The following is a 19,308-nucleotide window of genomic DNA, read 5'->3' on the forward strand; positions in this document are numbered from 1 at the left end:
ATGAGCCCCACAACCCAAGCCCTGCCGCTGGCCGGCCTGCGCGTGATCGATTACAGCCACTTTCTGGCCGGCCCCTATGTGGGCCGCTGCCTGGCCGCCCTGGGCGCCGAAGTGATCAAGGTGGAGCGCCCCGGTGGCGGCGACGCCGGCCGCCAGCACAGCCACATCATCGACGAGCAGCAAAGCGGCTACTTTCTGCAACTGAACATGGGCAAACAAGGCGTGAGCGTGAACATGCGCGACCCGCGGGGCAAGGATTTCATGCACCGCCTGTGCGACTCGGCCGATGTGTTCATCGAGAACTACCGCCCCGGCGCGCTCGACAAGCTGGGCCTGGGCTACGCCGAACTGGCCGCGCGCAACCCGCGCCTGGTGTACTGCTCGATCTCGGCCTACGGTCACACCGGCCCTGACTCGCACCGGGCCGGCTTCGGCCTGATCGCCGAGGCCAAGAGCGGCATCATGCAGATGGTGGGCAGCCCCGGCGAGGCGCCGCCCTTGCTGCGCATTTCGCTGGGCGACATGTACACCGGCATCCACGCGGTGGCCGCCATCAATGCAGCCCTGCTGGGGCGGGAGCGCAGTGGCCGGGGCCAGCACATCGACATGGCCCTGTACGACACCCTGGTCTCGATGCACGAGTACGCGGTGCAGTGCTACACCCTGTCGGGCGGGCAGGTGCTGCCCCAGCAGACCGGACACGACATGCCCACCTCCACCCTGTATGGCGTGTTCCGCGCCCAGGACGGCGACCTGGTGCTGGCCGCCCAGGTAGACGACGCCTGGCGACGCTTTGCCGCCCTGGTCGAGCAACACGGCGGCCCTTCGGGTTTTGGCGCCGACACCCGCTTTCACGACGCCAACGGCCGCAACGCCGGGCGCGAAGAGATCCTGGCCGTGGTCAAGCCCTGGATCGCGCAACGCACCGTGGCCCAGGTGCTGGCCCTGTTGGACGGCATCGATGTGCCGGCCGCCAAGGTGCAGCGCATCGACGAGGTCATCGACGACCCGCAGATCCAGGCCCGCGGCATGCTCCTGGAGCAGCAACACCCGCGCTATGGCACGCTGCGCCTGCCCAATCTGCCCTTCCGGTTTTCAGAGTGCGACACCACGGTGCACCAGGTGGCCCCTGACCTGGGCCAACACAACGCCGAGGTGGCCGCCGCCCTGGGCTACAGCGCCGACGAGATCGCCGCCCTGCAGGCCGAAGGCGTGCTGTTCAGCCGCTGACCTCCCACCTTGTACCGGAGCCTCTCCCCATGACCGACCGCTATGCCGTCATCGGCAACCCGATTGCCTTCAGCAAATCCCCCCTGATCCACGGCAGCTTTGCCCAAGCCACCGGCCAGGACATCGACTACACCCGCATCGAGGGCCCGCTGGGCCGATTTGCCGCCACGGTCGACGCCTTTCGCGCCCAGGGCGGGCGGGGCCTCAACATCACCGCGCCCTTCAAGCTTGATGCCTTTGCCTACGCCACCGAGCACTCGCCCGCGGCCCGGCTGGCCGGGGCCGCCAATGCAATGAAGTTCGACGGCGAGCGCGTGCTGGCCGAGAACTTCGATGGCGTGGGCCTGGTACGCGACGTGGTGCACAACCTGGGCCAGCCTTTGCGCGGCAAACGCGTGCTGATGTTGGGCGCGGGCGGGGCCGCGCGCGGCGCGCTGCTGCCCTTTCTGGCCGAACAGCCGGCCGAACTGGTGATTGCCAACCGCAGCTTCGACAAGGCCCAGGCCCTGGCGCAAATCGGCGCCCAACAAGGGGCGGTGCGCGCCAGCAGCCTGCCGGCGCTGCAGGGCCAGAATTTCGATCTGGTGTTCAATGCCACCTCGGCCAGCCTGCACGCCGAGTTGCCCCCGGTCCCGGTCTCGGTGTTTGCCAGTTGTACGCTGGCCTACGAGCTGGCCTACGGCAAAGGGCTGACACCCTTTTTGCGACTGGCTCAAGGTGCCGGCGTGGCCCAATGGGCCGATGGCGTCGGCATGCTGGCCGAGCAGGCCGCCGAGGCCTTCGCCTGGTGGCGTGGTGTCCGACCTGAGACCCGCACCGTGATCGAACAGCTGACTGTGCCTCTGGTGTGAACACCGGCTGCGCGCGAGGCACGGCCGGGCATCAAGCCACCGGGGTGGTCGCCAATTGCTCCAGCATCCAGCGCACGCCGGCCTGCACGCTGTCGATCAGCGGCCCATCAAAGTCGGGCTGCAGGCGAGCCGCCATGCCGGCCAGACCTGCGCCACCGATGATGAGGGCATCTGGCGCCCACTGCGCCTGGGCGGCCTGGCAGGCCTGGGCCAGCACACGCTGAGCGCCCTCCGGGTCGGCGGCCATCTCGGCACCGCTGGGTGCCACCGTCCACACCCCGGCCAGTTGCGGTGCAAAGCCCAGTTGCAGTGCCAGGCGCTGCAGCATCGGACCCCAGCGCTCGCCACCGGTGACCACGGCAAACCGCCCCAGGCGGCCTGCCTCGGTGAAGGCTGCCTCGGCCAGGCCGGTGACGGGCACGGGCGAACACTCCCGCAGGGCCCACAGGCCGGGGTCGCCAAAACACCCGATCAGCACAGCTTCAGGCGGTGCCATGGCGCGCGCCTGCTCGGCGTCCCAGGCATCGAGCACCGCGTGGCCGGCCACCTGGTAGCTGACCTCGTCTGCGATGTAGGGGGCGCCGAATCGCGCCGTCACGGTTTGCGCCGCCAGGGCGGGCGCCCGGGCCGCCAAGGCCTGGCTGATGTGCTGTTGCAGCAGCGCACTCACCGACTCGGAGGTGTTGGGATTGATGACCAGAAGGCGTTTCATGAGCGTTTCATGAGCGCTTCAGCTCGCACCGCCCAGCAGGGCAAGCAGGTCAGGCGGCGCCGCCACATCGGGCCCAAAATGCAGCTGCGACTCCAGTCGGGCCAAATGGTCGCGCATGCGGCGGGCCGCTTCGGCCGGGTCGCGCAGGCGGATGGCGTCAATCAGCGCCCGGTGCTCTCGGCAACCGCAGGCGGTGGCCTCTTCACGCTCGCGGGCATGGGCCGCGCTGTAGGTCATGAGGATCAGCGAGGTGCGCGACACCAGCTCGCGCAGGATGCGGCCCAGGGTCTGGTGGCCCGAGCCTTCGGCAATGCGCAGGTGAAAGTCGCCCGACAACCGGATGGCGCGGCGCATGTCACCCTGGGCCCGGGCGGCCTCCTCCTGCTCGATGCTGTCGCGCAGTTGCTGCACCTCGCCCATGCTGGCACGCTGGATGAACAGCTCCACCAGCATGGGTTCGATCAGGCGGCGGGCGCCAAACACCTCGCGGGCCTCCTGCTCGGTGGGTTGGGCGATGGTGGCGCCGCGGTTGGGGGTGAGGGTGACGATCTGCTCGTTGGCCAGGCGCACCAGCACCGGCCGGATGCGGGTGCGCGACACCCCGAAGGCCGTGGCCAGCTTGTCTTCGACCAGCTTGGTGCCGGGCGGCAGGTGGTGGTCCAGCACCGCCGAGACGATGCGCTCGTACATCTCGCTGTCACTCAGGGGGGGCACAGGGGTTTCGGCGGTCAAAGTCATCGAGCTTCCTTGCGGCGGCGCCGCTTCATACCGGCGGCCGCGGTCACGGCCAGTCCCATCACCGCGAATGACACCACCGTGGTCACCGTGCCCAGCGCATAGATGGCCGGGGTGGTGACGGTGGCGGTCAGGCCCTGCAACTCCAGCGGCAGCGTGTTCACGTCGCCGATGGCCTGCGAGGTGCGGGCGATCTCGTCCCAGCTCAAGGTGAAACCGAACATGCCCACGCCCACCACCGAGGGGCCGATCAGGGGCAGCACCACATGGCGGAAGGTCTGCCAGGGCGTGGCCCCCAGATCGCGGGCCGCCTCTTCATAGGCCGGGTTGAAACGGTTGAACACCGCGAACATGATCAGCAGCCCGAAGGGCAGCGACCAGGTCAGGTGAGCACCGAGCGCCGAGGTCATCAGCCCGAGTGAACTGCCATAGCCTTCGAGCAGCGAATCTGCCCCGGCCCAGGCCAGCAAAGCCTTGAGCCCGTCGTCGAGCAGGCGAAACTGCAGCCCGATGCCCAGCGACACCACGATGGAGGGCATGATCAGGCTGGCCACTGTGACGAAGAACAGCACCTGCCCGCCACGCAGCCGCTTGCGAAAAGCCAGCCCCGCCAGCACCGACAGGACCACGGTCAGCAGCATCACCATGGCCCCCAGGCCGAGCGAGCGCAAAAAGGCGGCACCGATGTCCACCGTGCCCAGGCCCTGGGCCAGTTGGGCAAACCAGTGCAGCGACACCCCACGCAACGGAAAGGTCAGCCCGCCCTCGGGCCCCTGGAAGCTCAGCACCACGATGGTGAGCATGGGGCCGTACAGAAAGGCCACGAACAGGGCAAAGACCAGGGCCAGCGGCCAGAAGCCGGGGGCGCGTCGACGGGTCATGGAACTGGACATGCTCACCTCCTCACAACTCACGGCGGATGTCGACCCACCGGGTCAGGCCCCAGATGATCATCAACACCACCGCCAGCAAAATCACGGCATTGGCCGCCGCCAGCGGAAACTGCAGGTACGAGGTCTGCACCTGGATGATCTTGCCCACCGAGGCGATTTGCTGCCCGCCCATCACGCCGATGGTGACGAAATCGCCCATGACGATGGTGATCACGAAGATCGAGCCAATCAGCACCCCGGTGCGCGACAGCGGCACGATCACATGCCACAGCGTCTGCCAGGCCGAGGCCCCTGCATCGCTGGCAGCCTCCAGCAGGCTGCGGTCGATGCGCATCATGCTGTTGAAGATGGGCACGATCATGAACAGGGTGTACAGGTGCACAAAGGCCAGCACCACCGAGAAATCCGAATACAGCAGGCCATCGATGGGCGTCTGGATCAGGCCCAGGCCCTGCAGGGTCTGGTTGACCAGGCCGTTGCGGCCCAACAGGGGCACCCAGGAGATCATGCGGATCACGTTCGAGGTCCAGAACGGCACGGTACACAGCACGAACAGACCGGTCTGCAGGCCCGCCGACGGCACGTGGAAGGCCAGAAAGTAAGCCACCGCAAAACCCAGCACCAAGGTGATGCCCCACACCAGAGCGCAAAACTTGAGCGTGGACAGGTAGGTGCTCAGGGTCACGCACAGATCGCCTTGCTCGGTGCGCTGGCTGCAGCCCTCGAAGATGGCGGCATAGTTGTGCCAGGTGAACCCAGGGATCAGCTCGTACTCGTTGAAGTGCCAGAAGCTGACCATCAGCACCAGCAACAGGGGCAGTACGAAGAACAGTGCGAACACCGCACTGAAAGGGGCCGCCTGCCACCAGGCAGGCAGCCCGCGCGCCGCGGCGCCGGCCGGCGCCTGGGTGGGGGCAGCGACCGGGCTCATGGGGTCAGGCCGCGACAAACTCGTTCCACTTGCGCACCATGTACTCGTTCTCGTCCATGACCGCGTTCCAGCAGGCGATGCCGCCCATGCGCTGCTCGTAGCTGCCGCCATCGCGCACGCTGCCCGCCTTGGCAATCACCTCGCCGTGGGGGTTCTTGATGTCCTGGGTGGCAGCCTTGCCCTCCATCCAGTAGGCCCATTCGTAGGCCTCCATCTTGGCCTTGGCGGTGTCGAGCACGGCGCTGTAGTAGCCCTGGCGGTTCAGGTAGGCACCGGCCCAGCCATCGAGGAACCAGTTGATGAACTCGTAGGCCGCATCCAGCTTGGCCCCCGACAGCGTGGCCGGCAGGCCAAAGCCCGAGGCCCAGGCACGGTAGCCCTCCTTGAGCGGCTGGAACACGCAGTCGATGCCTTTGCCGCGCACGGCGGTCACGGCGGGTGACCACATCGACTGGATCACCACCTCGCCCGAGGCCATCAGGTTGACCGACTCGTTGAAGTCTTTCCAGAGGGCGCGGAACTGCCCCGCCTTCTTGGCCTCGATCAGGGTCTTGATCGTGAGGTCGATCTCGGCCTTGCTCATGTTGCCCTTGTCGGCGTACTTGTGGATGCCCTTGGCCTCGACCACCATGGCGGCGTCCATGATGCCGATCGAGGGGATGTTCAGGATCGCGGCCTTGCCCTTGAACTCGGGGTTCAGCAGTTCGGCCCAAGAGCTGATCGGGCGCTTGATCAGGTCGGGGCGGATGCCCAGGGTGTCGGCGTTGTAGGTGGTGGGGATCAGCGACATCCACTCGGTGGGGGCCTTGGCAAAGGCTTTGCTCTTCTCGCCCTCCAGGAAGATCACCTTCTTGGGCGCCGTGCCCTGATCACCCACCAGCTTGCCGGCCACGGTGCCGCTGGTGAACAGCGAAGTGATCTTGTCAGCGTTCTTCACGCGCTTGGTGCTGATGCCCTTGAGGTTGCCGGTCGGCACGATCTTCTTGAGCGAGAAGTACTCGGTGTCGATCAGGTCGAAGCTGTTGGGCGCAGTCACGGCGCGCTTGGTCACGTCATCGGTGGTCACCGCCACGTACTGCAGGGTGATGCCGGTGTCGGCCTTGAACTTCTCGGCGATGGCCTTGTCCTGGTTGACCGCCGTGCCCAGGTAGCGCAGCACGGGTTTCTCCTGCGCATGCACGGCCGGGAACACGCCCGCGGCCAGGATGCCCGCCGTGCCCTTGAGCAAAGCGCGGCGCTGCACGGCGGTCTGGGACACATCGGTCGTGAAAGAGGACTGGGAATCAGACATGGTCAAAGCTCCAGAAGTGAAAGGAAGTTGAAGAGAAAGACGTCACGCGGGGAAAGACAAGAAATCGTTTGGGACACATCACGCTGCCAGGGCGTGGGCCTGCTGGGGCTGCCACCACAGGCTCACTGCCTGGCCCAGTTGCACCGGCTGCTCCGCAAAGCGGGCCTCGGGCACCATCACGGTGACGCCGGTGGGGCCTTGCTGGTCAATGGCCTCGACGCCCAGCAGCACATGGCTGCCCTGGTACTCGACATCGGTCACCGTGCCGCCCAGGCTGGGGCAGGCCTCGGCCGGGGTGCCCAGTTGCAGGTGGTCGTTGCGCACGGCGGTCAGGCCCTGCGGCAGGCGCAACACGTTGTGCCCGCCCATGAAACGGGCCACAAACTCGTTGACCGGGCGGTTGTAGATCTGGTGTGGCGAGCCCACCTGCTCGATCACGCCGTGATTCATCACCACCATGGTGTCGGCCAGGGCCATGGCCTCTTCCTGCGAGTGGGTGACATGGACGAAGGTCAGGCCCAGCTCCTGCTGCCAGCGCCGCAGCTCGGCCCGCATCTGGATGCGCAAGAACGGATCAAGCGCCGACAGCGGCTCGTCCAGCAGCAAGACCTTGGGGTGATTCATCAGCGCCCGCGCCAGCGCCACGCGCTGTTGCTGGCCACCCGACAGCTCGGCCGGCAAGCGCTGCGCCAGGTGGCCCATGGCCACCCGCTCCAGCAGGGCCTGGGCCTGCTGCCGGCGCTCGGCCTGGGGCACGCCCTTCATCTTCAGGCTGAAGGCCACGTTGTCGAGCGCCGTCAGATGCGGAAACAACGCAAAACTCTGAAACATCATGGCCGTGCCCCGGGCCGCCGCTGGCAGGTCGGTGATGTTGCGTGAGCCCATCAGGATGTCGCCGCTGCTGACCGATTCATGCCCCGCAATCATGCGCAAGGTGGTGCTCTTGCCACAGCCCGAAGGGCCCAGCAGGCAGCAGTAGCTGCCCTCGGCAATGCGCAGATCGATGGCGTTCACCGCCACACTGCCCCCCTCGTAGCGCTTGCTCAGTGCAATCAGTTCAATGCCGGTAGCCCGCGAGGCCAACGGGCCGGATGAGGTCTTTGATGCGTCCATGCCCAAGACTGAGCACAGTCCGTGCCAACTTTGTACACAATATTTTTTATAGATTGCACACAATTTTCACCAGGAGGGTGCACAGGGTTCAACCTAGCGGCTTGGGCTGCGCTGCAGGTTGGTGCTCTGTGCACCCGGAGAAGGCGGGCTTTATGAGCCCAGGGGCAGGACAGCGGCCGTTAAACCCCGCCCTGCCACCGCCAGGCATCGATGCACATGTCAGCCAGGCCCAGCTCCGCCTGCCAACCGAGGTGCTGGCGCGCGGCCGTCACATCAGCCATCCAGCAGGCCGCATCGCCCTCACGCCGCGGTGCCCACTGGTGAGGCACGGGGTGGCCGGTGTGCTGCTCAAAGGCTTGCAGCAGTTGCAGCACCGAGAGGCCCTGGCCACGGCCCAGGTTGAGGATGCGGTGACGTTCCTGCGTGGGCGGCCCCTCTTGCAGCACCTGTCGCACGGCGGCCAGGTGGCCCAGGGCGAGGTCCATCACGTGGATGTAGTCGCGCACCCCGGTGCCATCGGGCGTGGGGTAGTCGTTGCCGAAGATGCTCAAGGGTGGGCGCTGGCCGGCGGCGGCCTGGGCCATCACCGTGAGCAGGTTCAGCGTCTGGCCGCGAGGCGCCTCGCCCAGCAGGCCGCTGGGGTGCGCCCCGACCGGGTTGAAGCAGCGCAGGCTGAGCATGCGCCAGTCAGGGTGGCTGGCGGCCACGTCGTGCAGCATCTGCTCGACCATGACCTTGCTGCGGGCCTCGGGGTTCAACGGGGCCAGGGGAGCGCTCTCGGCCAGTTGCTGCGCTGCGGGATTGCCGTAGACCGTGGATGACGAAGAGAACACCAGCCGCCGCACCCCGGCGCGCTCCATGGCCCGGATCAGCGTGACCGTGCCGCCCACGTTGTTGTCATGGTAGAGCGCGGGCTGGGCCAAGCCCTCGCCCACGGCCTTGAGGCTGGCGCCATGCACCACGGCCTGGATGGGGTAGCGCGCCAACAAGGTGTCGAGCAAGGCCGCATCGCGCACATCGCCCTGAACAAACAAGGGCGCCTGGCCCGTGATGCGGGCCAGGCCCTGCAGGGTGGACTCCGGGCTGTTGGCCAGGTTGTCGAGCAGCACACAGGGCAGCCCGGCCTGGGCCAGGGCCACCGCGGTGTGGCTGCAGATGAAGCCGGTGCCGCCGGTCAGAAGAATCATGGTGGTGAGAGCTGGGACGCAAGAGGCCCTATTGTGGCGAACGCCAGCCCCATTCAAGCCGTGCCCGGGCGCTATCGCTGATAGCGGAAGGTGCCCATGGCCCGCGCGACCAGGCGCTGCGCGCCGTCACGCAGCTCGGCCTCGCAAAAGCACACCGAGCGCCCACCGCCTGTGACCTGGCCGTGGGCCTGCAACGGCCCCTCGGGGGCGGCGCTGAACACCTGGCTCAGGTCGGTGATCGCCAGCAGGCGGGCCCCATCGGCGAGGCGGCTGCGGGCCGCCTGCCGCAGGGCCTGATGCAGTAAAAGGCATTGCGCCAACTCGGCGTCGGCCTGCAGGTCTGCCTGGCGGGCAGCCTCTGCGCCCATCAGCGCGGGCCTCGCGCCGTGGCTTCGGCAGCGGCCGAGAAATCGCGCGGGCCGCTCAAGGACAGCCCCCCGTCCACCGGGATGATGGCCCCGGTGATGAAGCTGCCCCAGTCGCTGGCCAGCCATTGGGCCATGCGGGCGATGTCGCTCACCTGGCCCAGGCGACGCAGGGGCACGCGCTGGGCCATCTGGGCCAGGGTGTCGGCGGTGGGGGCCAGGCGCTTGAGGCCCTCAGTGTCGGCAATCGGTCCCGGCACGATGGAATTGACGCGGATGCCCTGCGGCCCCCACTCCATGGCCAGCACCTGGGTCAGCATGTCCACCCCCGCCTTGGCGGCGCAGACATGGGCCTGGTAGGGCGTGGGCGTGAACGCCTGGCTGGCCGAGATCTGGATCACGCAGGCCCCGGGCTGGCGCAAGTGCTCGTGGGCCAGGCGGGCGACGTGAAAGCTGCCCATCAGGTCGATGTCGACCACAGTCTTGAAGGCATTGGGCGACATGTCGAGCACCCGCGCCAGAAAGTTGCCCGCAGCACCCGACACCAGCACATCGATGGGGCCAAAGCGCCCGGCCGCCGCGGCCAGGGCGGCCGCCACCGCCTCGGGCTGGCGCACGTCGGCAGCCTGGCCAAAGGCCTCGGCGTCGGTGGCCTGCAAGGCCGCCACGGCGCTGCCGACCTTGTCGGCCGAGCGGCTGATCAGGCTGATGCGGGCACCGGACTCGGCAAAGGCCTGGGCAATGCCGAAGTTGATGCCGGACGAACCGCCGGCCACAAACACGTGGCGGCCTTGAAAATCGAAGGGGTTGTTGCTCATGGGGATCAATCCAGTTTGAAGCCGATCTCGGCCAGCATCTTCTGATCGCGCTCGTACTGGGCGCGGGCGTAATCGGTGTATTCCTGCGGGCTGCTCAGTTGCGCCAGCATGTCGAAGGCGTCCAGCTGCTTCAGGTAGGCCGGGTCGCTGGCGGCCTTGCGGAAGGCAACGTGCAGCCGCTGCAGCACCTCGGGCGGCAGGCGCTTGGGTGCCACCAGGCCCACCGGTGAATCGATCGAGACCGGGTAGCCCAGCTCTTTGAGGGTGGGCACGTCGGGGTAGCTTTTGTGTCGCTGATCCAGAAACACGGCCAGCAGCCGGGCCCGACCGCCTTGCACCTGGGGGCCAAAGCCGGGGTCGGCGTACACATCCAGATGGCGCCCGATCAAGGCCTGAAAGGCTTCGGCCCCGCCCTTGAACGACACCATGTTGAACGAGGTGCCGGCGCCACGGGCCATGCGCTCGGCGGTGATGCGGTTGATGCTGATGGCGCCCACATTGCCCCAGCTGATCGCGCCCGGCCGGGCCTTGGCATCGGCCATCAGGTCGTCGAAGGTTTTCCAGGGCGCATCGCGCGCCACGCACACCCCGGTGACCAGGCCGAGAAAGCCCCCGATGTAGGTGAAATCCTTGATCGGATCCCAGTTCACTCGTTGCACCAACGGGGCGCGGATGACCGAGTTGTGCATGACGGCGATCGTGTAGCCATCGCCTTCGGCGATGCGCGCCAGGTTGGCCGTGCCCGCCACGCCGCCCGCGCCGGGCTGGTGCATCAGCACCACCGACTGGCCCAGCTCACGCGAGGCGGCTTCGGCCAGCGAGCGGAACACCGGGTCGAACGAGCCCCCGGGCGGAAAAGGCAGCACCAGTTGGACGGGCTTGCTCGGAAAGCGCTCGCTGGCCCGCCCCGGCGTCGCCGTGCCCGCCAAGCCGAGCGCCGACAGGCCCGCCAGCAGGTTCACCACCCAATGGCGCCGATTGGGCCGCTGAAAATTGAGGTTCATAGATGTCTCCTGGTCTTTTGGGGGTCGAACGAAAAACGGCTCAGCGCGACGGCGCCAACTGCCACCAACACCCCGCCGTGCACCGCACCGATGACATTGCCCAGTTCTGCGCGGGCGTCGATGCTCAGCCGGGCCCGCCCGCCCTCCGAAAACTCGCGCCGCATCTGCAGCCAGGCCATGAAGGGCACCTGGCTGAAGACCTGCCGCGGGTTGGTGCCGGCCACCGCCTGGAGCCCGCTCATGCCGCCAACTGCTGACGCAGCACGGTCTTCAGCACCTTGCCGGCCGCCGACAAGGGCAGCGCCGGCACATGGCTCAGGCCGCGCGGGCATTTGTAGCCCGCCAGGCGCTCATGGCACCACTCGCGCAAAGCGGGCAGCGGCAGTTGCTCGGCACCCGCCCCCTCGACCAGCACCAGCACGGCATGCACCACCTCGCCCCAATGCGGGTCGGGTCGCCCGATGACGGCCGCCTGCGACACCAGCGGGTGGGTGCGCAGCACGCTCTCCACCTCGGCGCAGTAGATGTTCTCGCCCCCGGAGATGATCATGTCCTTGAGGCGGTCCACGATGAACAGGTAGCCCTGCGCATCCATGCGCCCGGCATCGCCCGTGTGCAGCCAACCGTCGCGCAAGGCCTCGGCGCTGGTCTCGGGCAGACGCCAGTAGCCGCGGGTGACCATGGGGCCACGCACAACGATCTGCCCCACTTGGCCCGCCGGCAGCTCGCGCCCGCCTTCATCCACGATCTGGATCTCGGCCCCCAGCCCGGCCCGGCCCACCGAATTCAAACGCCCCTGGGCCAGGGCCGCCGGGTTGCGGTGGTTGTCGGGCAGGTTGATGCAGACCGCACCCGCGGTCTCGGTCAGCCCGTAGGCCTGAAAGAACTCGGCATGGGGCCAGGCCTGCAAAGCCCGCTCCAGCAGATCGGGCGGCATGGGCGCGGCGCCAAAGGCAATCCGGTTGAGGCTGCGCACCCGCTCGGGCGCAAAGCCTGGGTCATCGAGCAGCGATTGCAGCATGGTGGGCACCACGATCACATCGCTGATGCCATGGCGCTCGACGGCCTCCAGCACCGCGCCTGGCTTGAAATGCGCCAGGGTCACGCAGGTTCCCCCCACCAGGGTCTGGCCCACCAGGCGCCCCAGCCCGGCCACATGGAACAGCGGTGCCACCAGCAGCGAGACCGACCCGGGGGCGTTGTTCAGCTCAGCGCCCCGGGTCATCGAGGCCGTCCAGAAATTGGCGTGGCTGAGCATCACACCCTTGGATCGGCCCGTGGTGCCCCCGGTGTAAAGAATGGCGGCCAGGGTGTCGCCGCCCGCGCGCACGTCGGGCAGCGCCTGCACGTGTTGGGCCTCATGGGCCAGTTGCTCAAAATCGATCATGGGCAGGGCCAGATCACGCACCCCACCCGCCAAGGCCTCGTCCACCACCAACAGGCTGGCGCCGCTGTCACTGACGGCATAGGCCAGCTCGGGCGCACTCCAGCGCACGTTCAGGGGGCAGGCCACGGCGCCCAGCCACCAGCAAGCGAACAGCGCCCGCACCAAGCGGTCGTGGTTGGGGGCCAGCAAGGCCACGCGGTCGCCGGGCCCCACGCCACGGGCCTGCAGCGCCGCCGCATGCCGGGCAATGTCGCCCAGCAACTCAGCAAAGGAATGGTCTCGAACATCGCCGTCGCCGACGTGGCGCAAAGCGGGCTTGTCGGGGTGTCGCTGCAGTGAACGGTGCAGGCCTTGGGTCAGGTACACGGGGGTCGCTACTCAGGTGAAAGGTCGATCGGAGGGTTCGAGCGCCAAGCGTAGGGCGCCCGGCCCGCCCCCGCCAATGGCTGGATTGACCAATGCACTTGGCGAAAAACGACACGCCCCCCATTTGCTCCTGCGGCTCGTGCGGCCCCTGCAACCCTTGACCCGAGACTGGCGCAGCTAGCGCCCCTGGAGACGCCTCAGCCCGACACCCAGCGCAGCACCACCGGGATCAGCGTGGCGCCAAGAATGCCGTGCAGGCCCATGCCCAGGCTGGCGTAGGTGCCGGCGGCCGGGTGCACGCTGAAGGCCCGTGAGGTACCGATGCCATGGGCGGCCACGCCCAGTGCAAAACCGCGCTGCCACCACGCCGTGACACGGCAGGCATTGAGCACATAGCGCCCAAGCACCGCGCCCAGGATGCCGGTGCTGACCGCAAACACCGCCGTCAAGGTGGGCGAGGCCCCGATGCGCTCGGCCATGCCCATCGCAATCGGGGCGGTGACCGATTTGGCGAACATGGCGCGCACCAGGGTGGCATCGGCATGGAACAGGGTGAGCACGCCTACCGCGACCACGATCGAACACACTCCGCCAGCGGCCAGCGCCAGCAGCAGCACCCCGAAGCGCCCACGCAAGGACGCCCAGCTTTTGTAGATCGGGATCGCCAGCGACACCGTGGCCGTGCCCAGCAGAAAGTGAACGAACTGGGCCCCCTCGAAGTAGCGTGCGTAGGGCATGTCGGCCAGGTACAGGCCCAGGGCCACCACCAGCAGGGCCAGCAGCACCGGATTGGCCAAGGGGTTGCGCCGGCTGCGCTCGTAGCAGAACAACCCCAAGGCATAGGCCCCCAGGGTGAGCAGCAGCGCAAACAACGGGCTGCCCGCCAGGTACACCCAGATTTCGTGGATGGGGGGCAGATCAGGGCGCATGCTCGTCCTCCGGGCTGGGGCGGGCCGCCCGCTTGAGGACCAGCGCCGTCACCGCGATGGTGGCCGACACACTCAAGACCAGGGCCAGGCCCAGGGCCAGCGCGTTGGCCCCCAGCAAGGGCAGGTACATGATCACGCCCACCGAGGCCGGGATGAACAGCAGGCCCAGGTGTTGCAGGATGCCGCTGCCCACCAGGTCGATGCTGGCAGGCACCGTGCCGCGCACCCCCAGGTACGCCAGCAGCAGCACCAGGCCCAGCACCGGCCCGGGAATGAAGGGCAGTGCAAAGCGACTGCACAACTCGCCCAAGGCCTGAAAGGCCAGCAATTGCAGAAAACCATGGATCACGGGGGCTCCTTGTCGGATGGGCTGACAACGCCTTTATAACGCCGCAACCCCGTGGGCCGACACCCGCACCCCGAGGCTGGTCAAACCCCGACCCGGTGCTTGCGGCCAGGCCCCCTGCCCTGTGCTCAATCCTCCGCCACGGCCACCATCACTGAATAGGCCTTGAACACCGCGGTGGCGGCCTGGCCCACCTCCAGGGCCAGGGCGTCCACCGCGTCGTTGGTGACGCTGGCGGTCAGGTGCATGCCACCGGGCAGGGTCACCACCACCAGCGAGGACACGGCGCCGCGCTCTACCCGCGACAGGGTGCCAGCAAACTGATTGCGGGCCGACAGAGCGTAGCCGCCAAAGTCGGTCACCAGCACCAGGGCCGACGACTTGATCATCACGATGGCGGCCTTGCCCAGCGCCAGCTTGAGGCGCTCGGCCGCCTTGCTGGTCAGGGTGGCCACCACCTCATGGCCGCCAGCGATCTGCACACAGACCTGGGTGGTGACGGGGCCGCTCTCAATGGCCGTGATGCTGCCGGCGAACTGGTTGCGTGCGGTGGTCTTCATGGAAACGCTCCTTAAAAGCCCGGCGAGTGCCGGTTGCTGGGTGAGCCAGGCCTCTTGCTGGCGCAAGAAGGCGGCTTGTTGGGTTTGCAGATGGCGCCAGGCGGCCAGCAGGCCCAGCGAGGCCGGTGTGAGCCGGGTGCCGCCGCCGCCGCGCCCGCCCACCACGCGCTCCACCAGGGGTTCGTGCGCCAGCTTGGCCGCACTCTCCAGAATCAGCCAGGCGCCTTTGTAGGTGTAGCCCGCGGCGCGGGCCGCGCGGTTGATCGAGCCGGTGGCGTGCAGGGCCTCGAGCAACTCGAAAAAGCGCCCGTCAAGGCGCCCAGCCAGCCTCAGGTCGCCACTGAGCAGGGTCGAGTCAGCCATGCGCTCTTTCGGTTGCCGCGCAGGCCCAGGGCGCCAGGTGTGGCAAGCAAGCAAGGGCAGCAAGGGTCAGGGGCATGGGGTGGCAGGCAAGGCCCGCGAGGGCGCATTGCAAAATCGGCTGGTGTGGCAAAGCAATCACTGGGCCAGGCCTTGTTGTCGCATTTCCGACATGAACAGGCCCAACGCCGCGCGTGCCTGGGCAGGCTCATGCGCGGCGGGCTTGAGCAGCAACAGATGCGGGCCCAGCAAGGCCTGCAGGCGCTGAACCTGGGCCAGGCAATGGGCCGGGTCACCGATCACGGCATTGGCCAGGATCACCTCGTCAGGCGCATCGGGCTCGAACATGGGCGGGCGCTTGCCCGGCGCAAACTGCACGCCCATCTCCAGCGGATAGGCGCGCACCCCGGCCAGGCCGTGCGCCAGGGCCTGGCCATGGTCGGGCTCACAATGAAAGAAGCGCGCGATCGCAAAACGCAAGCCTCCCTGCCGGGCCCGCTGTGCCTGCACCACCTGGGCCACCTGCGCCAGATCGGACGAAGGCGTGGCCATCAGGCCGTCGCCGTTCGCGGCGGCCAGCGCACACGAGTCGGGGCTGAGGCTGGCCAGCCACACTGGCACCGTGCGCTGCAGCGGTTTGGGCTCGAGCCGCAGGTTGCTGACCTGGTAGAAGCGGCCCGCAAAATCAACGCCCCCATCGCTGTCGCCATCGCCCTGAACCGGGGCCCACAGGCGCCGGATCAGCGCCAGCGCCTCATGCAGATGGGCCCGTGCCTCATCGGCCGAGGCCAGGCCCACCTGGCGGTACTGCTCCGGAAACGGCCCCCCTCGCCCCACGCCGAACTCGATGCGGCCCTGGCTCAGCAAATCCAGCGTGGCCACCTGCTCGGCGATGCGCACCGGGTCGTTCAGGGGCAACAGGGCCGCCCCGGTGCCCAGGCGAATCCGCGTGGTCAGCGCCGCGACGTGGCCCAGCAACACCGTGAGAGCGCTGCCAATCGCAAATCCGTTGTGGTGGTGCTCGGCCAGCCACACCGATTCGTAGCCCTGAGCCTCGGCCGCCACGGCCGTGCGCACCAGCTCGAGCAAGGCGCCGGCCGGGTCGTGGTGCGGGTCTTCCACGTTGAGGAACACGCCCAGGCGGGTGAGCCCCGGCGCGGGCGACAAAGACGACATTTGCGACAAAGACGACACAGGCGGGCTTTCTGACAAAGGCCTCGGCACAGCGGGCCCCTGCAGGGCGCGGCGCGAAGAGGAATCAAGACCAGGGTTGAAGGGCGCAGCGCAAGAACCGCGCCGCTCAGCCCCCCCGAGGCGAGGCGTTGAGAAACCAACTGCGCACCGTGTCGTAGGGGTAGCGGCTGAGGCCTGCGTACCGGGCCTGGGGCGCCAGCAAATGCACCGACAGGGGCTCGGCCCAATTCCAATAGTCGGCCTGCAGGGCGGGCGCCAGGCCCGCATCGTCCATGGCGTGCCAAAGCTGCACCAGCCACAGCTCGCGGCCCGGTGGGTCCAGCAACAAGGGCAGGCCATAGCCGGCTTGCAGCCGACTGTGGCGCTGGCTGTAATACAGCGGCCCGCCGCAAGACTCGACCACAAAATCGGCCACACGCTGCGCCACGCAATCAAAACAGGGCCCAGCCTGGGCAAACAGCGGGGTGCTGCGCAGGCGCGCCATGTGCAAGGCCACCAGCCTGCGCAGCCCCTCTTCGTTGCACAAGGCCAACAGCCGGTGCGGCGGCTGGGGCAGTTGCGGCAGGCGCTGGTGCAACGAGCCTGCCGGCTGGACCGGCTCGCCCTGCCAGCCACCACCACCGCCACCGCCGCCGGCAGTGCCTCCCGCCCCCCGTGGCCAGACCAGGGTCTGGTAGCAGGCCCGCGAGCACGGGATGTAGCGCGCGCTGGGCCCCTCGGCAGCCCTGCCGGGGGCTGCTGGCAGACCGGTGCGTTGATGTTGCGTGGGGCCGGGTCGAGGTGCAGTGGTGTTCATGGCGTGTCGGCTTTGTCAGGGTTGGCACAGGGCTTGTCGTGTTTATGTAGCGAGCTACATAGGTCGACAAAGCATTGCAAGCTGCGTGCCCGGCTCCAGCGACTGGGGTGCCAACACAGCCTCACGGCGCAACCCCGTGGCCGTCGCCGTGACCTCGATAGTGAGGGCCTGATAGCATGGCCAAGACCTATCAGGAGTGACCTTGAAATGGGCAACCGTTCCAGGCCTGCAGGGCGTGCGGACAGGTGTGGAGCCAGGTTTCAGCGGAGCAACTCAAGAGGCTTTTGGAGCGGAGTGGGAAGTGCCGTGCTGAGTGATCGGAATGGGCTCGCACTTGGGCGGATTGCCTCCCGAAAACCTTGGCTGGGGGGCGGAATCCGGCCAGAAACGAGACTTCGTAATCAGCCGATAAATCTCGGAAGCAGTTATTCGTGATTTCCGTGAAAGTAGACAGGTATGAATATTCAGGTACGTCCGTTGGATGCTTCAGATGCAGAGGATTTTTCAGCACTGCGTCGGGTTGTTACCGCAGACAATCCCTTGCCGATGGGCTTGACCCTAGAAGAGGAGTTGACTCGCCCCCTTCAAGGATTTCGGGATCAACTGTCGGCTCCCGCACCGAACGCCGCATTCGGAGTTCTCGTAGATGGGCGACTGCGCGCTTGTGCCGCTCTTGCTTGGACAAGCAAATTTTCTTCCTCAACACACAAAGCGGTTCTATGGGGATGTTTCGTTGACCCTGCTTTCCGTGGCTATGGGCTCGGCAGGCAGGTCGTCAACCGGGCTCTTGATCATGCCCGCCAGAACTTACTACGGCGGGTCAACTTGTCCGTATTCGTGCCCAACCAAGCCGCCGTGACTCTTTACGAGTCTCTCGGCTTTCAGCGCTATGGGCTCGAACCAGAGGCAGTTTTTCTTGACGGTAACTACTATGACAGTCAACACATGACGCTTGTGGTCTCAGTCTGAAGACGGCCAGAAATTGCCACTCAAAGTTTCCCCAAGGACCTAGATGGACAGTTTGATTTTGAGGCGCTTGCTCACCCCTGAAGACCTGGCGCAACATATTTCTCGGCACGTACAACTGGACGGCGCCGTACTGCTGTCAGCTACTGCCAGAGAAGTCGATGCCCCTGGTTACCTCTCGGACTTGGTTGGAGTGACGCTGAAGTGGAATCGCAGTGTTGATGCGCCGACTCATGCTGTATTAAAGGTGTCTCATGCGGGATTCGGGCAACCGGAGTTGCCGTTTTACGAGAATGTGGCGAAACGCTTGAACTCCACCGCCGTGCCCCATTTTTATGGCGGTGGAATTGACGAACAGACGGGACGAACGTGGCTGCTGTTGGAGGATCTGTCTATTTCGCATGAGCGTCCCAGTGACGCCCCATTGCCTCCGCGCTTCGCACGGAGCGTTCAAATAGTGGAAGCATTGGCGCGGTTTCACGCTGCCGGATGGCACAAGAATGACTGGCACGACATCGGCCCCACCATGTGGACCCGGCTTCGATCGTCAGATTGGCTTGAGGGCGGATGCAATCATTTGTTCGCCCAAGTTGGCGACGCAGCAGACCAGCGAACGCGGGACGCATATGCCCGATTTCAACTCGGCTTTTCTACTCTCATAGAGAGAGCGGAGCGCCTTAGCAGGCTGAAGAAATACCTCGCCGACCAGAGCAGTTGATGAGATCGCCGGCGGTAAGCTCCTGGCACCCTGGAATTTCTGACCTCATGCGCGGCACCGACACCTTTACCGAGAGCCTGTTTTCCTTTCGCAAGCTCGACGAGTTCGTGCCGGCCTCGCACCCACTGCGCCCCCTGCGCAAGATGGTCAACCAAGCCCTGGCCAAGATGGACGCCTTGTTCTCGCGCATGTACGAGGCCGACTCCCGGGGTGGGCGCCCCAGTGTGCCGCCAGAGAAACTGCTGCGTGCCATGCTGCTGCAGGTGCTCTACAGCGTGCGCTCAGAACGCCAGTTGATGGAGCAGGTCCAATACAACATGCTCTTTCGCTGGTTCATCGGCCTGTCCATGGACGACGAGGTCTGGGTGCCCAGCGTCTTCGCCAAGAACCGTGAGCGGTTGATTGAGCACGACGCGGTCGTCGAATTCTTCAACGAAGTGCTCAAGATTGCCGAGAAGAAGCGCTGGCGGTGCGTGTCAAGACAGTTGTCGCCTAATTCATGCGCGCCGAGCCGCTTTATCCAGTGCTGATTCCGTCGTCTTGATAGGTTCTGAGT

The 19,308-nt window shown here is 66.7% G+C and carries 21 protein-coding genes and 1 pseudogene; 5 read left to right on the plus strand and 17 right to left on the minus strand.

The features are described from left to right. Entirely contained in the window at nt 1-1,230 is a 1,230-nt protein-coding gene (locus AC07PT_RS18685) for a CaiB/BaiF CoA transferase family protein (protein ID WP_494657680.1), read from the plus strand. A gap of 29 nt (nt 1,231-1,259) precedes the next feature. Then, nucleotides 1,260-2,081 (plus strand): shikimate dehydrogenase, encoded by an 822-nt coding sequence (gene aroE, locus AC07PT_RS18690; RefSeq protein ID WP_494657681.1) that lies wholly within the window; start codon nt 1,260-1,262, stop codon nt 2,079-2,081. Nucleotides 2,082-2,112: 31 nt separating this feature from the next. Here the strand turns inward: aroE and AC07PT_RS18695 are convergent, their stop codons facing one another. The 17 genes from AC07PT_RS18695 to AC07PT_RS18775 all read right to left on the minus strand — a co-directional run bounded on the left by AC07PT_RS18695 (nt 2,113) and on the right by AC07PT_RS18775 (nt 17,068). Beyond that, a complete protein-coding gene (locus AC07PT_RS18695) occupies nt 2,113-2,793 on the minus strand; it encodes an aspartate/glutamate racemase family protein (RefSeq protein ID WP_494657682.1) in 681 nt (226 codons plus the stop codon). 18 nt (nt 2,794-2,811) lie between these two features. Then, nucleotides 2,812-3,531, minus strand: a complete 720-nt coding sequence (locus AC07PT_RS18700) for a GntR family transcriptional regulator (RefSeq protein ID WP_492345824.1) — start codon at nt 3,529-3,531, stop codon at nt 2,812-2,814. Further along, complete coding sequence (locus AC07PT_RS18705; protein ID WP_494657683.1) at nt 3,528-4,421, minus strand: ABC transporter permease; 894 nt, start codon at nt 4,419-4,421, stop codon at nt 3,528-3,530. Before AC07PT_RS18705 ends, AC07PT_RS18700 begins: the two co-directional genes overlap by 4 nt. A gap of 10 nt (nt 4,422-4,431) precedes the next feature. Beyond that, nucleotides 4,432-5,352 (minus strand): ABC transporter permease, encoded by a 921-nt coding sequence (locus AC07PT_RS18710; RefSeq protein WP_494657684.1) that lies wholly within the window; start codon nt 5,350-5,352, stop codon nt 4,432-4,434. A gap of 4 nt (nt 5,353-5,356) precedes the next feature. Further along, the gene (locus tag AC07PT_RS18715; protein ID WP_494657685.1) at nt 5,357-6,643 is read right to left on the minus strand and encodes an ABC transporter substrate-binding protein; all 1,287 of its coding nucleotides are present in this window, start codon (nt 6,641-6,643) and stop codon (nt 5,357-5,359) included. Between the two features lie 78 nt (nt 6,644-6,721). Then, nucleotides 6,722-7,756 carry an ABC transporter ATP-binding protein gene (locus tag AC07PT_RS18720; protein WP_494657686.1) on the minus strand — a complete coding sequence of 345 codons (1,035 nt, stop codon included), beginning with the start codon at nt 7,754-7,756 and terminating at the stop codon, nt 6,722-6,724. 179 nt (nt 7,757-7,935) lie between these two features. Next, nucleotides 7,936-8,943 (minus strand): UDP-glucose 4-epimerase GalE, encoded by a 1,008-nt coding sequence (gene galE, locus AC07PT_RS18725; RefSeq protein WP_494657687.1) that lies wholly within the window; start codon nt 8,941-8,943, stop codon nt 7,936-7,938. Between the two features lie 71 nt (nt 8,944-9,014). Next, nucleotides 9,015-9,311 carry a PaaI family thioesterase gene (locus AC07PT_RS18730; RefSeq protein ID WP_494657688.1) on the minus strand — a complete coding sequence of 99 codons (297 nt, stop codon included), beginning with the start codon at nt 9,309-9,311 and terminating at the stop codon, nt 9,015-9,017. Then, complete coding sequence (locus AC07PT_RS18735) at nt 9,311-10,126, minus strand: SDR family oxidoreductase (protein WP_494657689.1); 816 nt, start codon at nt 10,124-10,126, stop codon at nt 9,311-9,313. The genes AC07PT_RS18730 and AC07PT_RS18735 overlap by 1 nt, the downstream gene beginning before the upstream one ends. A gap of 5 nt (nt 10,127-10,131) precedes the next feature. Next, entirely contained in the window at nt 10,132-11,130 is a 999-nt protein-coding gene (locus AC07PT_RS18740) for a tripartite tricarboxylate transporter substrate binding protein (RefSeq protein ID WP_494657690.1), read from the minus strand. Next, nucleotides 11,127-11,372: a PaaI family thioesterase gene (locus AC07PT_RS18745; protein ID WP_494657691.1), complete on the minus strand. Its 246-nt coding sequence runs from the start codon at nt 11,370-11,372 to the stop codon at nt 11,127-11,129. Before AC07PT_RS18745 ends, AC07PT_RS18740 begins: the two co-directional genes overlap by 4 nt. After that, a complete protein-coding gene (locus AC07PT_RS18750) occupies nt 11,369-12,883 on the minus strand; it encodes a class I adenylate-forming enzyme family protein (RefSeq protein WP_494657692.1) in 1,515 nt (504 codons plus the stop codon). The genes AC07PT_RS18745 and AC07PT_RS18750 overlap by 4 nt, the downstream gene beginning before the upstream one ends. A 197-nt stretch (nt 12,884-13,080) precedes the next feature. Then, nucleotides 13,081-13,812, minus strand: coding sequence for an LrgB family protein (locus AC07PT_RS18755; protein ID WP_492345845.1), 732 nt, complete (start codon nt 13,810-13,812; stop codon nt 13,081-13,083). Further along, entirely contained in the window at nt 13,802-14,161 is a 360-nt protein-coding gene (locus tag AC07PT_RS18760) for a CidA/LrgA family protein (protein ID WP_494657693.1), read from the minus strand. Before AC07PT_RS18760 ends, AC07PT_RS18755 begins: the two co-directional genes overlap by 11 nt. Nucleotides 14,162-14,286: 125 nt before the next feature. After that, nucleotides 14,287-15,081, minus strand: a complete 795-nt coding sequence (locus AC07PT_RS18765) for a TOBE domain-containing protein (RefSeq protein WP_492345847.1) — start codon at nt 15,079-15,081, stop codon at nt 14,287-14,289. Between the two features lie 135 nt (nt 15,082-15,216). Beyond that, entirely contained in the window at nt 15,217-16,254 is a 1,038-nt protein-coding gene (locus AC07PT_RS18770; RefSeq protein ID WP_494657694.1) for an LLM class flavin-dependent oxidoreductase, read from the minus strand. A gap of 124 nt (nt 16,255-16,378) precedes the next feature. Next, nucleotides 16,379-17,068 carry a globin family protein gene (locus AC07PT_RS18775; protein ID WP_494657695.1) on the minus strand — a complete coding sequence of 230 codons (690 nt, stop codon included), beginning with the start codon at nt 17,066-17,068 and terminating at the stop codon, nt 16,379-16,381. Between the two features lie 456 nt (nt 17,069-17,524). Here AC07PT_RS18775 and AC07PT_RS18780 point away from each other — a divergent pair, with 456 nt between their 5' ends. From AC07PT_RS18780 to AC07PT_RS18790, 3 genes and pseudogenes are all read left to right on the plus strand, one after another. Further along, nucleotides 17,525-18,037, plus strand: coding sequence for a GNAT family N-acetyltransferase (locus AC07PT_RS18780; protein WP_494657696.1), 513 nt, complete (start codon nt 17,525-17,527; stop codon nt 18,035-18,037). A gap of 43 nt (nt 18,038-18,080) precedes the next feature. Continuing rightward, entirely contained in the window at nt 18,081-18,752 is a 672-nt protein-coding gene (locus tag AC07PT_RS18785; RefSeq protein WP_494657697.1) for a hypothetical protein, read from the plus strand. Between the two features lie 47 nt (nt 18,753-18,799). Continuing rightward, a pseudogene (locus AC07PT_RS18790) lies at nt 18,800-19,219 on the plus strand (transposase); the annotation flags it as partial. Between the last annotated feature and the right edge of the window lie 89 nt (nt 19,220-19,308).

Source organism: Curvibacter sp. GW821-FHT09D12, from assembly GCF_059416245.1.

What these genes read in the sequence shown, in the direction of transcription:
- galE (WP_494657687.1), bottom strand. Translation starts at nt 8,943, where the DNA reads ATGATTCTTCTGACCGGCGGCACCGGCTTCATCTGCAGCCACACCGCG.
- AC07PT_RS18695 (WP_494657682.1), bottom strand. Translation starts at nt 2,793, where the DNA reads ATGAAACGCCTTCTGGTCATCAATCCCAACACCTCCGAGTCGGTGAGT.
- AC07PT_RS18710 (WP_494657684.1), bottom strand. Translation starts at nt 5,352, where the DNA reads ATGAGCCCGGTCGCTGCCCCCACCCAGGCGCCGGCCGGCGCCGCGGCG.
- AC07PT_RS18715 (WP_494657685.1), bottom strand. Translation starts at nt 6,643, where the DNA reads ATGTCTGATTCCCAGTCCTCTTTCACGACCGATGTGTCCCAGACCGCC.
- AC07PT_RS18700 (WP_492345824.1), bottom strand. Translation starts at nt 3,531, where the DNA reads ATGACTTTGACCGCCGAAACCCCTGTGCCCCCCCTGAGTGACAGCGAG.
- AC07PT_RS18705 (WP_494657683.1), bottom strand. Translation starts at nt 4,421, where the DNA reads ATGTCCAGTTCCATGACCCGTCGACGCGCCCCCGGCTTCTGGCCGCTG.
- AC07PT_RS18780 (WP_494657696.1), top strand. Translation starts at nt 17,525, where the DNA reads ATGAATATTCAGGTACGTCCGTTGGATGCTTCAGATGCAGAGGATTTT.
- AC07PT_RS18755 (WP_492345845.1), bottom strand. Translation starts at nt 13,812, where the DNA reads ATGCGCCCTGATCTGCCCCCCATCCACGAAATCTGGGTGTACCTGGCG.
- AC07PT_RS18735 (WP_494657689.1), bottom strand. Translation starts at nt 10,126, where the DNA reads ATGAGCAACAACCCCTTCGATTTTCAAGGCCGCCACGTGTTTGTGGCC.
- AC07PT_RS18730 (WP_494657688.1), bottom strand. Translation starts at nt 9,311, where the DNA reads ATGGGCGCAGAGGCTGCCCGCCAGGCAGACCTGCAGGCCGACGCCGAG.
- aroE (WP_494657681.1), top strand. Translation starts at nt 1,260, where the DNA reads ATGACCGACCGCTATGCCGTCATCGGCAACCCGATTGCCTTCAGCAAA.
- AC07PT_RS18685 (WP_494657680.1), top strand. Translation starts at nt 1, where the DNA reads ATGAGCCCCACAACCCAAGCCCTGCCGCTGGCCGGCCTGCGCGTGATC.
- AC07PT_RS18765 (WP_492345847.1), bottom strand. Translation starts at nt 15,081, where the DNA reads ATGGCTGACTCGACCCTGCTCAGTGGCGACCTGAGGCTGGCTGGGCGC.
- AC07PT_RS18775 (WP_494657695.1), bottom strand. Translation starts at nt 17,068, where the DNA reads ATGAACACCACTGCACCTCGACCCGGCCCCACGCAACATCAACGCACC.
- AC07PT_RS18745 (WP_494657691.1), bottom strand. Translation starts at nt 11,372, where the DNA reads ATGAGCGGGCTCCAGGCGGTGGCCGGCACCAACCCGCGGCAGGTCTTC.
- AC07PT_RS18740 (WP_494657690.1), bottom strand. Translation starts at nt 11,130, where the DNA reads ATGAACCTCAATTTTCAGCGGCCCAATCGGCGCCATTGGGTGGTGAAC.
- AC07PT_RS18720 (WP_494657686.1), bottom strand. Translation starts at nt 7,756, where the DNA reads ATGGACGCATCAAAGACCTCATCCGGCCCGTTGGCCTCGCGGGCTACC.
- AC07PT_RS18785 (WP_494657697.1), top strand. Translation starts at nt 18,081, where the DNA reads ATGGACAGTTTGATTTTGAGGCGCTTGCTCACCCCTGAAGACCTGGCG.
- AC07PT_RS18770 (WP_494657694.1), bottom strand. Translation starts at nt 16,254, where the DNA reads ATGTCGTCTTTGTCGCCCGCGCCGGGGCTCACCCGCCTGGGCGTGTTC.